Genomic DNA, 13,736 nt, shown 5'->3' with positions numbered 1-13,736 from the left:
GCCGTAATGTATTTTTATAGTAACAATTGAAAATTACGGCTCAATTTAAGCCGTAATTTTAGTCATAACATGATCATCAACCACCCCTCCCCATCCCTCACTCCACCGTCACCGACTTAGCCAAATTACGCGGCTTATCCACATCCGTCCCCCGCGCCAATGCCGTGTGATAAGACAGCAACTGCAACGGCACCACATGCAGGATCGGTGACAGCGCGCCATAGTGTTCCGGCATCCGGATCACATGCACGCCCTCTGCCGAGGTGATGCGTGAATCGCCATCGGCAAACACATACAACTGGCCACCACGCGCACGCACTTCCTGCATGTTGGACTTGAGCTTTTCCACCAGCGCGTCATTGGGCGCGATGGTGACCACCGGCATCTGCTCGGTCACCAGCGCCAGCGGGCCGTGCTTGAGTTCGCCTGCGGCATAGGCTTCGGCGTGGATGTAGGTGATTTCCTTGAGCTTGAGCGCACCCTCCAGTGCGATCGGGTAGTGCAGGCCGCGGCCCAGGAACAGCGCATTCTCGCGTCGGGCAAAGGCTTCGGCCCAGGCTACGATGGAAGGCTCCAGCGCCAGCACGCCTTGTAGCGCCGCCGGCAGGTGGCGCATGGCCTTGAGGTGTTCGGCTTCCTGTTCTTCGGTCAGCAGGCCGCGGCTCTGCGCCAGAACCAGCGTGAGCAGGAAGAGGGCGGTCAACTGGGTCGTGAAGGCCTTGGTCGAGGCCACGCCCACTTCCACTCCAGCGCGGGTGATGTAGGCCAGTTCGCATTCGCGCACCATGGCGCTGGTGGCGACGTTGCAGATGGTCAGCGTGTGCAACATGCCCAAGCTACGGGCGTGCTTGAGGGCGGCCAGGGTGTCGGCAGTCTCGCCGCTTTGCGAGATGGTGACCACCAGCGACTTGGGATTGGGGACGCTGTCGCGGTAACGGTATTCGCTGGCGATCTCGACGTTGACCGGGATGCGGGCAATCGATTCGAGCCAGTACTTGGCCGTTAGGCCGGCGTAGTAGCTGGTGCCGCAGGCCAGGATCAGGATCGAGTCGATTCCCTTGAAGACCTTGTAGGCCTTGTCGCCGAAGAGCTCGGGCATGATGCCGACCACGCCTTCCAGGGTGTCGGCAATGGCGCGCGGCTGCTCGAAGATTTCCTTTTGCATGTAGTGCTGGTAGGGGCCCAGTTCGACGGCGCTGGTGTAGGCCTGTACGGTGCGCACCTCACGCACGGCGGGCTTGCCGGCGGCGTCGACGATCCAAACTTTCTGTATCTGCAGGTCGACCACGTCGCCTTCTTCCAGATAGATGATCTGGTCGGTGGTGCCGGCCAGGGCCATGGCGTCGGAGGCGACGAAGTTCTGGCCTTCGCCCACGCCCACGATCAGCGGCGAACCCTGGCGTGCGGCCACCACGCGGTGCGGTTCATCGGCGCAGAAGACGGCGATGGCGTAGGCGCCGGTGAGGTGGCGCACGGCTTGCTGTACGGTGTGGAAGAGGTCGCCGTCATACATGTGGTCGATCAGGTGGGCGATCACTTCGGTGTCGGTCTGGCTTTCGAAGACGTAGCCGGCCGCTTGCAGTTCGGCACGCAGTTCGTCGTGGTTCTCGATGATGCCGTTGTGGACTAAGGCGATGCGTTCGCGCGAGAAGTGCGGGTGCGCGTTGTGGGTGGCCGGGGCGCCATGCGTGGCCCAGCGGGTGTGGGCAATGCCGGTGAAACCGGACAGACCGGTCTGCGCCACCTGTTGCTGCAGGTCGGCTACGCGCGAGGTGCTGCGCGAGCGCTGCAATTTGCCATCCACGTGCAGCGCTACGCCGCAGGAATCGTAGCCGCGGTATTCAAGGCGCTTGAGGCCTTCGAGCAGGATGGGGGTGACGTTTTGTTGCGCTACTGCGCCGACGATGCCGCACATGGAATGCCTCACTGGAAAAGATGTGTGAGCATATTAGGGGAGGCGATGTGAAATATGATTTCTAAAAATATGTACTTATGAACTATTATTACTTATATGATAGATTGTGAAATAAAATTTAATAATATGAAGATATTTGATTTTTAATGACAATGCTGCTTGAGCAGATTCAAGCGCTGCCACCTCCCCCTTGCTACCCATGAAACCTTCCATCGCACTGGACGACCTCGATCGTCGCATCCTGCAAGCCTTGCAGACCGATGCCAGTCAGACCAACCAGGAACTGGCCGCACAGGTCCATGCTTCGCCGCCGACCTGTCTGCGGCGGGTCAAGCGGCTGGTGGAGGCGGGCGTGATCGCGCGCCAGGTGGCCTTGCTGGATGCGGCACAGTTGGCGTCGACCTTGACGGCGATTGTCGAGATCACGCTGGATCGGCAAGGGGAAGAAGAGCAGCAGCACTTCGAGGCGCTGGTGGCCGGGGAGGCGGCGGTGCAGCAGTGCTATCGCGTCTCGCCAGGGCCGGATTTCGTGCTGGTGGTGCTGGTGCGGGATATGCCGGCCTATCATGCGTTGGCGCATCGGCTCTTTGCTTCCCAGCGCAATGTGCGCAATGTGCGCAGCTATTTTTCCATCCATCGCAGCAAGTTCGAGACCGCGATCCTTCTCGACACCGACGAAGCCTCATGAAAAACGGCCGATATATTCATATATCGGCCGCCAGATTGATGACAAAGCCTTGGCGAAAGCCAAGGCTTTGTTGTTTAATCGGTCATGCTCAAAAAACCGACAGCCGCCCAGCACGAGTTAGAGATGGTGACCATCGAGATGCTCGTGCCCAAGGACCACCTGCTGCGCAAGATCGACGCGGCGGTGGATTTCGAGTTCATCCGAGAGAAGGTGGCGCATCTGTATTGCGCCGACAATGGCCGCCCGGCACTGGACCCGGTGGTACTCTTCAAGCTCTTGTTCATCGGTTACCTCTTCGGTATCCGCAGCGAGCGCCAGCTCATCCGCGAGGTCCAGGTCAATGTGGCCTATCGCTGGTTTGCCGGATTCCGTCTGACCGACAAGGTACCGGACTCATCCACCTTCTCCCAGAACCGGCGCCGCCGCTTCATTGATACCACCGTCTATCAAGAGATCTTCGACGAGATCGTGCGCCAGGCCATTGGACGCGGCATGGTCGATGGCCGTGTGCTCTACAGCGACAGCACCCACCTCAAGGCCAACGCCAACAAGAACAAGTTCGACTACGTTCAAGTTACCCAGACCCCCTCGGCCTATCTGGCCGAACTGGATGCCGCTGTGGATATCGACCGTGCCGAGCATGGCAAGAAACCGCTCAAGCGTGACGACGATGATGAGCCGCCCACCAAAGAGATCAAGGTCAGTCGCACCGATCCCGAGAGCGGCTACATGGTGCGCGACGACAAGCCCAAGGGCTTCTTCTACCTGGATCACCGCACCGTCGATGCCAAGCATTCCATCATTACCGATACCCATGTCACGCCCGCCTCAGTCCATGACAGTCAGCCTTATCTGGCACGCCTGGATCGTCAGCGCCAGACGTTCGGATTTGATGTACAGGCCGTTGGCCTGGATGCGGGCTACTTCACACCGGCCGTCTGCCAGGGACTGGAGAATCGCGAGATCAGCGGCGTGATGGGCTACCGCACACCCAACCACAAGCCGGGGACATTCTTTAAACGGGCGTATGAGTACGATGCCTACCGTGACGAATACATCTGCCCGCAGGGTCAACCCTTGCGCTACAGCACGACCAATCGACTCGGGTATCGGGAATACAAATCCAACCCTGAGCAATGCCGAGGCTGCAAGGTACGCGAGCAATGCACCAATAGCGCCAATGCGGTCAAGGTGGTGACGCGCCATGTGTGGGAGCGTTCCAAGGAGAAGGTGGATGATCGGCGTCGTACCGAATGGGGCAAGCGCATCTATGCCCGACGCAAGGAAACGGTAGAACGCAGCTTCGCCGACGCCAAGCAATTGCACGGACATCGTTATGCCCGTATGCGGGGATTGCGCAAGGTCGCCGAGCAGTGCTTGTTGGCGGCGGCGGCCCAGAACATGAAGAAGATTGCCCTGTTGGTGGCGCGCTTGCGCGCGCTTTTACACGGTTTGAGCGCCTCTGCCAGCGTACAAAAGTGGCTACAGCGAAAAATGCGCGCCTTGCTTGGCTTCTGCGCCATCGACCATCTGCAAATTACCTGCGCCTGAAAAACAAAACCCCGTGTTCGAAAACACGGGGTTCGTCATCAACCTGACGGCCGATATATTCATATATCGGCCGCTCATGTCTGTGGGTAAGTCGATTGGTAGCGGTAGTAGGTGCTTTTTACTTCATATCACCTCAGAACCACCCCTCCAAGGACTTAAGTTGTCCACAGGGGAAATCCCCATACCTACTTCTTGATCTTGACCGGCCGTTGCCACCCCGGTAGCGACAATTGCTTGGCCCGCGAGAGTGTCAACTGGCCCGCCGGTGCATCCTTGGTCAGCGTGGTACCGGCGCCGATGGTGGCGCCCTTGCCCACGCGCACCGGGGCTACCAGTTGGCTGTCGCTGCCGATGAAGACCTCATCCTCGATGATGGTGCGGAATTTGTTGGCGCCATCGTAGTTGCAGGTGATCACGCCCGCGCCGACGTTGACGCCGCTGCCCACATCCGCATCCCCCACATAGGCCAGGTGGTTGGCCTTGCTGCCCACGCCGACGATGCTGTTCTTGACCTCGACGAAGTTGCCGATGTGGACGTCCTGCGCCAGTTCGGTGCCGGGGCGCAGACGCGCGTAGGGGCCGATCTTGCCGCCGGCACCGACCACCGCGTCGTCGATGTGGGTGAAGGGCTTGATCTCCACGCCGGCAGCGATGCGGGCATTGCGGATGACGCAATGGGCGCCGATGGTGCTGCCTTCGCCGATGCTGACCTGGCCTTCGAAGACGCAGTTGACGTCGATGCTGACGTCGCGTGCGCATTCCAGGCTGCCGCGCACGTCGATGCGGGCCGGGTCGGCCAGGGTGACGCCGGCTTCCAGCAGGCGATGGGCGATGTTGCGCTGGTGGACGCGTTCCAGCTCGGCCAGTTGCACCTTGCTGTTCACGCCCAGGGTTTCGGCCACATCGTCGGGCTGGGCCGAGACCACTTCCACGCCATCGGCGACTGCTGCGGCGATCACATCGGTGAGGTAGTACTCGCCCTGGGCATTGTGGTTGGAGAGCTTGGCCAGCCATTGGCGCAGGCGCGCGGTGGGGGCCACGATGATGCCGGTGTTGACTTCGTCGATGGCCAGCTCGGCCTGGCTGGCGTCCTTCTGTTCGACGATGCGCTTGATCCGCCCGTCTTCGCGCACGATGCGACCATAGCCGGTGGGGTTGTCCAGGGTCACGGTGAGCACGCCCAGCTTGTCCTGGCCGGCGGCCACCAGCAGGCGTTGCAGCGAACTCGCGCTGGTCAGGGGCACGTCGCCGTACAGCACCAGGGTGGGCGCCGCATCGTCCAGGTGCGGCAGGGCTTGCATGACGGCGTGGCCGGTGCCCAGTTGCGGTTCCTGCAGGGCGAAGGACAGACCCTGGCCGGCGAAGGCCTTGGGCACGGCATCACCACCATGGCCATAGATCACGCACAGTTGCGTGGGGGCGAGTTCGCGCGCGGTATCGATGACGTGGCCCAGCAGGGGCTTGCCGGCCAGGGGGTGCAAGACCTTGGGCAGCGAGGATTGCATACGTTTGCCCATGCCGGCAGCGAGGATGACGATGTTCATGAGGTGATGAAGGAATGGATCAGCCAAAGAACAAAAGTCTAGCATGGCGCATCTCCCGATTTGTCTGCTCGCCTGCTCTCGCTGCCAAAATATGAAGCTGAAGGGCCTTTGCCGCTGTAATCCGGTTTTTATGCGCGGCGCCGGCCTTTACCATGAGAAGCTACCGGGACTTTGTCCCATGACAACCACTGCTGCGGCTGTGGCCCAACCCGCTTGGAAAGTGCATGAAGATTCTTCTGTTGAACGATGAGTTCTATACCACCGGCGCCAGCATCGCGATGCTGCGCCTGGCCGAACGTCTGGTGCAGAACCATGAGGTGTCGGTGCTGCCGCGTATCGATGGTCAGGGCGAGGTGCGCAAGCAATTCGAGGCGATGGGCATTCCCATCGTCAGGGATCTGCCTGCGGGGACCGATGTGGTGATCTCCAACTGTATTCTCTCGGGTTCGCTGGTGGGCGAGCTGGGGGCGCGCTGCCCGGTGATCTGGTGGGTCCACGAGGCCGAGATCGGGCGCGATCTGCTGCTGCGTTATCCGCAGATGGCACAGGGTTTCAAGAGCGCTTCGCACATCGTGTTCCAGACCGAATTCCAGCGCCTGGTCTATGGCAGCTTCCTGTTCGACAGCCCGGCCATGGTGCATGTGCTGCCGTTCTGGAATGACGCCATCTATCGCCAGCAGGATCTGCAGGCCAAGCCCAAGGACAAGAAACGTATTGTCTGCATCGGCACCATCGAGCCGCGCAAGCGCATGGAAGATACCATCATGGCCGTCAACGCCATGAGCGCCGAGCAGCGTGCCAACACCGAATGCCTGTTCATCGGCAAGTACCTGCAACTGGGCGAGGGTGCGCGCAAGCTCTCCGAGGCGCTGCCGGAGCGCTATCGCTTCCTGGGCGAGCTGCCCAATGAGGAAGTCCTGCGTTACCTGGCCTCGGCCGATGCCTATGTGCTGGCCAGTTCCAGCGAATCACAGCCGCTGACGATCTGGGAAGCCTTCGAGCTGGATGTGCCGGTCTGCCTGTCGGACCTGGAGACCTATCGCCACATCGGCCTGAAGAATGGGGTCAATGCCCTGATGCACCCGGTGGGCAATATCGAGCTGCTGGCCTCGAACCTGCAGATGGTGCTGCACAACGAAGACGTGCGCCGCCGCGTGACCCGTGCCGGCAAGAGTCTGCTGTTGAAAAATCTCACGCGAGAGTGGTCAGAGGAGTTCGAACGCCTGGTGCTGCGTACCCAGACCATGGCCGAGATCCGCAAGATGGGCTATTGAGCGCTGCAGACCGCCCGTGTGCGTATGCGCCGGGCGGCAATGCAGTGGGCGGCTTCAGTTCAGGCTCTGGTAGAACGCGATCTGGTTTTCCGAGAGCGCGCGCAGATCCTCGTTGTTCAGGTAGCCTGCATACCATTGCGCGGTCAGTTCCAGGGCGGTGTAGAGCTCCATCTTTGGAATCCAGTCCAGGCGCTGGCGGACCTTGGAGATATCCAGGCGCAGCAGTGCCGCTTCGTGCGGGCCGCGGGCCTGGCCTTCCAGGCGTACTTCCACTTGCCCCACATCGTTCTTCTGCAAGGAGTGGTTGAAGGTGGCGCATAGCTGGCTCACGGTCTGCAGGTCGGTATCGGCCGGCCCGAAGTTCCAGCCTTCGGCATAGGCGCCGCCCTGTTCATAGAGCAGTTGCGCGATCTGCAGATAGCCTGACAGCGGCTCCAGGACGAATTGCCAGGGACGGACCGCGTGCGGATTGCGGATCACCACCGGCTCCTCTTTTTCGAGGGCACGGATGAAGTCGGGGATGAGACGGTCAGCGGCGAAGTCGCCCCCGCCGATCACATTACCGGCGCGCACGCTGGCAATGCCCACCTGGTTGTCCGGTTGGTTGGCGAAGAAGGAGCGGCGATAGGCCGAGGTCACCAGTTCGGCGGCGCCCTTGCTGCTGCTGTAGGGGTCGTGCCCGCCCATCGGGTCATCTTCCCGATAGCCCCACAGCCACTCGCGGTTTTCATAGCATTTGTCGCTGGTCACCACCACGACCGAACGCACGCTGGGCGTATGACGCACGGCTTCGAGCAGGTGTACGGTGCCCATCACGTTGGTGGCGTAGGTATCCACGGGCGTGGCATAGGAGTCGCGCACCAACGGCTGGGCCGCCAGGTGGAACACGATGTCCGGTTGCACTGCCGCCAGCGTTTCGGCCAGGTGGCGCGGATCGCGCACGTCGCCCGTGGTGGTCTGCACGCAGTTGTGCAGCCGTGCCAGGTGGAACAGGCTGGGATTGGTCGGAGCCGGCAAGGCGTAGCCGCTCACCCTGGCACCCATCAGGTGCAGCCACAGGGTCAGCCAGCTCCCCTTGAAGCCGGTATGACCGGTGATGAAAACGCGCTTGTCGCGCCAAAAGTTAGCCATCAGGCAGCCTCATACACGTATGGCAGAGAGTCGTTCGGGGGCAGAGGCGCGAAGTCGATCATTGACTCACATGGCGTTACCAGGCGGCCCAACTGATTGATGTTCCTGTCGGGATCACGCTTCCCTGCGAAACCACGACTGCATGGTTATGTTTTTTCTTTCCTGGCGGTGTGGCCTCGCGGCGCTTCACTGCGATGGGACAGATTAGAACATGCGTGTTTTCGCCTTCAAGCGTGGAAGAGGAGGGTATTTGATGCCCAATCCCAGACTATAGCCGTATGACAACAAAAATTTACTTTTGCATCAGTGTTTGAAGACTATCCAGGGCCGCGAAAGCCCCGCTGTAAGCGGGCTTTCGGACTGCTGAGGTGAAACGATGTGTCTCGCCAGACTTAGTTTTTTGAACTGGCGAGAATATGGCATCCGGTTTCGGGAATCAGAGCAGGTTGATTACCGACTGACCCTGGTCCAGCTTGTCATCCCGGTCGAACAGGGTGTCGCCGGTGGCTTCCTTGCCGGCACCCGGCTTGAAGCTGCTGAAGTCGAACAGGCTGCGGTCCAGCATGTGCGAGGGCGCGATGTTGGCCATGGCGGTGAACATGCTCTTGATCCACAGGGGATTGGTCTTTTCCCATTGGTTGAGCATTTCGCGCATGGCCTGACGCTGCAGGTTGGGCTGCGAGCCGCACAGGTTGCAGGGGATGATGGGGAATTGCATGGCCGCCGCGTACTTCTTGATGTCGGGTTCGCGCACGTAGGCCAACGGGCGGATCACCACGTTCTGGCCATCGTCGGCGATCAGCTTGGGCGGCATGGTCTTGATCTTGCCGCCGTAGAACATGTTGAGCATGAAGGTATGCAGGATGTCGTCGCGATGGTGACCCAGGGCGATCTTGGTGGCACCCAGTTCCTTGGCCACCCGGTACAGGATGCCGCGCCGCAGGCGCGAGCACAGCGAGCAGGTGGTCTTGCCGGGGGCGATCTTTTCCTTGACGATGCTGTAGGTGTCTTCCTCGACGATGCGATAGCGCACCCCGATGCGCTCGAAATACTCCGGCAGGATGTGCTCGGGGAAGCCCGGCTGCTTCTGGTCGAGGTTCACGGCGATGATCTCGAACTTCACCGGCGCCACCGTCTGCAGGTAGCGCAGGGTGTCGAGCATGGTGTAGCTGTCGGCGCCGCCCGACATGCAGGCCATGATGACGTCGCCGTCGCGGATCATGTCGAAGTCGGCGATGGCGCGGCCGGTCAGGCGGCGGATGCCTTTTTCCAGGATATCGAAGCGGCGCGAACCGCGGGCGCTCACTTCGGGTTGGCCGCTCTCGCCCTGGGTGGGCAGGTCGTCGAGTTCGGCGAGGTCGGACAGTTGCACTGTGGCCGCAATGTCGTTCATGGGGAATTCCTTCAATCGGTATGCTGTTGCTGCCGGATCAGCAATATTGCCGTGCATCAACAAAAAATAGTTGATGGACGGGAGGCTGCGTGCGGGCGGAGGAGCGGCATTTTCTCATGCAGCGCCGGTTCCCGCCATTTTCGCGTGGGCTGACGGCCTGTCAGCGTGGCATCGACGCCTCATGGTATGGCTCTTCAATCCCCCGTAAAATCCGCGTGCGTGCGCACAGAACAGGAATTTTTCCTCGCGCCGCGCTACCATGGCGGTTTTGCCGGCAAAGCGCGACTGCGCCGGCAGCGGCGTTTCTCCATCCTAAGAGGTCCACATGTTTTCGCATCTCCCGCCGTATGCCGGCGATCCCATCCTGAGCCTGATGGAACAATTCCAGCGCGATGAGCGCAGCAACAAGGTCAACCTGAGCATCGGCATCTACACCGATGGTCGGGGCGTGGTGCCGGTATTGCCCACGGTGCGCACAGCCGCGGCGGCAGTGGCCGAAGCCGGCGCGCCCTATGTCTACCTGCCCATGGAAGGCCATGCCGCCTATCGCCAGGCGGTGGCCAAGCTGCTCTTCGGCGCCGATCTGCCGTCGACCGAGCACCTGGCCATCGTCCAGACCCTGGGTGGTTCGGGGGCCTTGAAGGTGGGCGCCGACCTGATCGCGCGCTTCTTCCCGCAACCCACCATCTGGCTGCCGGATCCGACCTGGGACAACCACGTCGGCATCTTCGAAGGCGCTGGCTTCAAGACCGAGCGTTATCCTTACTACGATGCCCAGACCAAGGGCCTGGACTTCCCGGCCATGCTGGCCAAGCTCGACTCCCTGTCCAAGGGCGCAGTAGTGTTGCTGCACCCGTGCTGCCACAACCCGACCGGGGTCGATCCGACCCGCGCGCAGTGGGAAGAGATCATCGCCGTGGTCGAAAAGCGCGGCCTGTTGCCCTTCTTCGACTTGGCCTACCAGGGCTTTGCCGAAAGCCTGGATGAAGATATCTGGCCGGTGCGTGAAGCGGTGCGTCGCCAGATCCCGTTCTTCCTCTCCAATTCCTTCTCCAAGATCTTCTCGCTCTACAGCGAGCGCATCGGTGCCTTGTCGGTGTTCTGCCCGCAGTCGGGCCAGGCCGCCAACGTACTGGGCCAGTTGAAGCTGACCGTGCGTCGCAACTATTCCAGCCCGGCCCGCAATGGCGCATTGCTGGTGGCGCATGTGCTGGGCGACGACAAGCTGGCCACGCAATGGCGCGCCGAAGTCGAAGAGATGCGCGTGCGGGTGCGCGACATGCGCGTCAAGCTGGCCTCGCAATTGAAGAGCGCGGTGCCGGACCAAGACTTCTCCTTCCTGCTGCGTCAGAACGGCATGTTCGGCTACACCGGCCTGTCCTCGGCCCAGGTGGATCGTCTGCGTGAAGAGTTCGGCGTCTATGCCGTGGGCACCGGTCGCATCTGCGTGGCCGGCCTCAACGACAGCAACGTCGCACGCGTGGCCGAAACCATGGCCGAGGTACTGCGTGGCTGAAGTGGCAAGCAAGGCCGCCGTTTCCGTGGCCGACCTGCGCCACAAGAGCTATGAAGACGTGCTGGCCCTGGTGGCCGGCACGCTCTTCGTCTCGCTGGCGGTGAACATGTATAGCCAGGTGGGGCTATTGACCGGCAGCACCGCCGGTCTGGCCTTCCTGACGCATTACCTCACCGGCCTGCCGTTTGGCGTGGTGTTTTTCACCATCAACATCCCGTTCTACTACTTCGCCTTTCGCCGCATGGGCTTGCGCTTCACCGGCAAGACCTTCTGCGCGGTGGCGTTGGTATCGGGCTTTTCGCTGATGCATCCGCATTTCATCGGCTATGCCAAGCTGGACCTGTTCTACAGCGCCGTGCTGGGCGGCTTGCTGATGGGAGTAGGCTTTGTGATGCTGTTCCGTCACGGCGCCAGCCTGGGCGGCATCAACGTGGTCACGCTGTTCCTGCAGGACCGCTACGGCCTGCGCGCCGGCAAGCTGCAGATGGGCGTGGATGTGGTGATCGTGCTGTGTTCGCTGTTCGTGGTGACGCCGCGCGTGTTGCTGGCCTCGATCCTGGGGGCAGTGACGGCCAATCTGGTGATTGCCTTGAATCACCGGGCCGGAAGGTATATGGGGATGTAGCAGGAGAGACGCTGGGGCGTCTTGGAGAAATGAATGCCGTTCGGTGCAGACTGAACGGCATTTTTCTTGGGGGCTTCAGGCGCTCAGAAGTTCGCTGCTGGCCGTTCTCACGGGATAGGGCTGGATCAGCAGGTCAGCAGGTAGATTCAGGCCTGCACTGAGCTTGCGGATCATGTCGAGGGTCAGCGGACGCACCCGATTGAGGATGTCGGAGACGCGGCTACGTGGGCCCAGATAGGGTTCCAGGTCTTTGCGCGTCATGCCGCGCGCTTGCATCACGTGCAGCAGGAAGTCGATGGGGTCAGGATCATCGATGGCAAAGTGTGCGCGCTCGTAGTGCGCGATCAGCAGGGTGAGTACATCCAGTTGATCGGCTTGCTCCGAGCGGGCAGGGGCATCCCACAGTCTTTCTGCTTCGGCCAGTGCGGCGCGGTAATCCTTGCGGGTGCGTATCAGTTTGAGTTGCATATGAACTTCCTTCAAATCGTTTCCACATCGATGGCGTCGTATTGGCGATGCGTGCCGACGAAGCGGATGTAGATCAATTCCTTGTCGTAGCGCACGGCGACCACCAGCCGGTAGTCGTTGCCTTTGATGTTGAACACCACACGGTTGTTTCTGATGAAACTGGCATTGCGATAGGCCGCCTTGATATCGGCCGGCGTTTTCCAGTTCACCCGGCTGGCCAGCGCGTGCCAGGCACGCAGGGGAGTCTCCGCGGCAGGATGGGCGGTCCAGAAAGTCCGTAGTGTGGAGAGGGCAATGATGCGCATCAACACACCGTAACATGCTACCACCTTGGTAGCAGGATGGAAGGGGAAAACTTCGGCCAGATCTCGAAAAAAGAAAGCCCCGCATGAAGCGGGGCCAGTCGGGCAGAGTGATCTGTCGAATGGAGATCAAGCCTTGATCCGGAAAGTCTCCACCCCCACCGAATCACAATCTGGGTACACATCCGGCTTCTCGGTCGACACCCGCACCGCGCGCACCTTGGGGTGGGCCAGCATGGCCGTCATCACGTCGTCGCACAGGGTTTCCTGCAGATGGATGTGGCCGCGGGCCATGCGTTCGGCGATGGTGGAGCGGATGAAGTCGTAGTCCACCACTTCGTCCAGGTGGTCGGCGGTGGGCGTGGTCTCGGCCAGCGGGACGTAAAGATCGACGTTGATCAGGATGCGCTGCTCACCCTTCTTTTCGAATTCGTGCACGCCGATGTTGATGAACACCTCGTAGTTGCGCAGGAACAGGCGGCGGCAATCTTGCAGGGAAGGATGGGACAGGAAGAGCATGATCAAAAGAGTAAAGGTTATTTCGCCACGAACATGACGTCGCGCGAAAGGGGAAGCAAATGCTGGCCGCCATCGACCAGCAGGGTGGTGCCCGTCACGGCTCGCGCCGAAGCGACGTAGCAGACCGCAGCGGCGATGTCCTCGGGCGTACTGCCACGGCCCAGAGGCGTGACAGTGTGGGCTTTGCCGAACTGTTCCTCGGTCTGGTCGCCCGAGACCATGGTCAGCCCGGGCGCCACGCCCACCACCCGCACCTTGGGCGCCAATGCCTGCGCCAGCAGGGTGGTGGCACTGTGCAGGGCAGCCTTGGAAAGGGTGTAGGACAGGAAGTCGGGATTGGGATTGTACAGTTTCTGGTCCAGCAGGTTCACTACCACCGCTTGCTCACCTGCCGGCGTGATCTCGAAGAGGGCCTGCGCCAGCAGCACCGGGGCGCCAACATTGGCGCTCATGTGGCGCAGCAGGCGGTCGTTGCCGAAGCTGGCGGCGTCATCGTAATCGAACAGCGAAGCGTTGTTGACCACGCAGGAAATGCGTCCCAGCGGCGCGGCTTGCGGCAGCAGCGCACGTACCTGAGCTTGATCGCCCAGCTCGCCCTGCACCGCCAGGGCGCGCCGGCCCAGGGCTGCGATCTCGCGTACCAGCTCTTCGGCCTCCTGGCGCGAGCGGTTGTAGTGGACCGCCACGTCCCAGCCCGCTTGCGCCAGGGCCAGTGCGATGTGACGACCGATACGGCGTGCCGCGCCGGTGACCAGCGCAACGCCTGCAGAAGAGGGTGATGTCATATTCCTGGTTTCCAATACTCCAATA

Annotated in this window: 13 protein-coding genes; 5 read left to right on the top strand and 8 right to left on the bottom strand. The window is 61.2% G+C overall.

Features of this window, described 5'->3' with window-relative positions; genetic code table 11:
• Positions 1–97: 97 nt before the first annotated feature.
• Entirely contained in the window at positions 98–1,915 is a 1,818-nt protein-coding gene (gene glmS, locus RC54_RS23025) for a glutamine--fructose-6-phosphate transaminase (isomerizing) (protein ID WP_061788484.1), read from the bottom strand.
• Between the two features lie 199 nt (positions 1,916–2,114).
• Between glmS and RC54_RS23020 the strand changes: the two genes are divergently transcribed.
• Positions 2,115–2,603, top strand: a complete 489-nt coding sequence (locus tag RC54_RS23020) for an Lrp/AsnC family transcriptional regulator (RefSeq protein ID WP_058897086.1) — start codon at positions 2,115–2,117, stop codon at positions 2,601–2,603.
• 84 nt (positions 2,604–2,687) lie between these two features.
• Entirely contained in the window at positions 2,688–4,154 is a 1,467-nt protein-coding gene (locus RC54_RS23015; protein WP_244216356.1) for an IS1182 family transposase, read from the top strand.
• A 185-nt stretch (positions 4,155–4,339) separates the two neighbouring features.
• Here the strand turns inward: RC54_RS23015 and glmU are convergent, their stop codons facing one another.
• Positions 4,340–5,698 carry a bifunctional UDP-N-acetylglucosamine diphosphorylase/glucosamine-1-phosphate N-acetyltransferase GlmU gene (glmU, locus tag RC54_RS23010; RefSeq protein ID WP_061789383.1) on the bottom strand — a complete coding sequence of 453 codons (1,359 nt, stop codon included), beginning with the start codon at positions 5,696–5,698 and terminating at the stop codon, positions 4,340–4,342.
• 224 nt (positions 5,699–5,922) lie between these two features.
• On the opposite strand from glmU, the gene RC54_RS23005 reads away from it, so the two are divergent.
• On the top strand, positions 5,923–6,972 hold the full coding sequence (locus tag RC54_RS23005) for a glycosyltransferase family 4 protein (RefSeq protein WP_058897084.1): 1,050 nt from the start codon (positions 5,923–5,925) through the stop codon (positions 6,970–6,972).
• A 54-nt stretch (positions 6,973–7,026) separates the two neighbouring features.
• Here the strand turns inward: RC54_RS23005 and rfbG are convergent, their stop codons facing one another.
• Both rfbG and ttcA read right to left on the bottom strand, forming a co-directional pair.
• Positions 7,027–8,103 carry a CDP-glucose 4,6-dehydratase gene (gene rfbG, locus RC54_RS23000; protein ID WP_174526088.1) on the bottom strand — a complete coding sequence of 359 codons (1,077 nt, stop codon included), beginning with the start codon at positions 8,101–8,103 and terminating at the stop codon, positions 7,027–7,029.
• Between the two features lie 436 nt (positions 8,104–8,539).
• On the bottom strand, positions 8,540–9,496 hold the full coding sequence (ttcA, locus tag RC54_RS22995; protein ID WP_123020492.1) for a tRNA 2-thiocytidine(32) synthetase TtcA: 957 nt from the start codon (positions 9,494–9,496) through the stop codon (positions 8,540–8,542).
• Between the two features lie 325 nt (positions 9,497–9,821).
• Here ttcA and RC54_RS22990 point away from each other — a divergent pair, with 325 nt between their 5' ends.
• Together RC54_RS22990 and RC54_RS22985 are read left to right on the top strand one after the other, a co-directional pair.
• Positions 9,822–11,012, top strand: a complete 1,191-nt coding sequence (locus RC54_RS22990; protein WP_061789384.1) for an amino acid aminotransferase — start codon at positions 9,822–9,824, stop codon at positions 11,010–11,012.
• Positions 11,005–11,637, top strand: a complete 633-nt coding sequence (locus RC54_RS22985; protein ID WP_058897081.1) for a YitT family protein — start codon at positions 11,005–11,007, stop codon at positions 11,635–11,637. Before RC54_RS22990 ends, RC54_RS22985 begins: the two co-directional genes overlap by 8 nt.
• A gap of 75 nt (positions 11,638–11,712) precedes the next feature.
• Here the strand turns inward: RC54_RS22985 and RC54_RS22980 are convergent, their stop codons facing one another.
• From RC54_RS22980 to RC54_RS22965, 4 genes are all read right to left on the bottom strand, one after another.
• Positions 11,713–12,105, bottom strand: a complete 393-nt coding sequence (locus RC54_RS22980) for a helix-turn-helix domain-containing protein (protein ID WP_017449861.1) — start codon at positions 12,103–12,105, stop codon at positions 11,713–11,715.
• A gap of 11 nt (positions 12,106–12,116) precedes the next feature.
• A complete protein-coding gene (locus RC54_RS22975) occupies positions 12,117–12,410 on the bottom strand; it encodes a type II toxin-antitoxin system HigB family toxin (RefSeq protein ID WP_017449860.1) in 294 nt (97 codons plus the stop codon).
• A 126-nt stretch (positions 12,411–12,536) separates the two neighbouring features.
• The gene (locus RC54_RS22970; protein ID WP_008333021.1) at positions 12,537–12,926 is read right to left on the bottom strand and encodes a dihydroneopterin aldolase; all 390 of its coding nucleotides are present in this window, start codon (positions 12,924–12,926) and stop codon (positions 12,537–12,539) included.
• A gap of 17 nt (positions 12,927–12,943) precedes the next feature.
• The gene (locus RC54_RS22965) at positions 12,944–13,711 is read right to left on the bottom strand and encodes an SDR family oxidoreductase (RefSeq protein ID WP_061789385.1); all 768 of its coding nucleotides are present in this window, start codon (positions 13,709–13,711) and stop codon (positions 12,944–12,946) included.
• Positions 13,712–13,736: the final 25 nt, after the last annotated feature.

The sequence above is a fragment of the Herbaspirillum rubrisubalbicans genome (genome assembly GCF_003719195.1).
GTDB classification, from domain to species: Bacteria; Pseudomonadota; Gammaproteobacteria; order Burkholderiales; family Burkholderiaceae_D; genus Herbaspirillum; species Herbaspirillum rubrisubalbicans.
The sequence above is the reverse complement of the archived record's forward strand: the minus strand, read 5'-3'. Positions and strand labels throughout refer to the sequence as shown.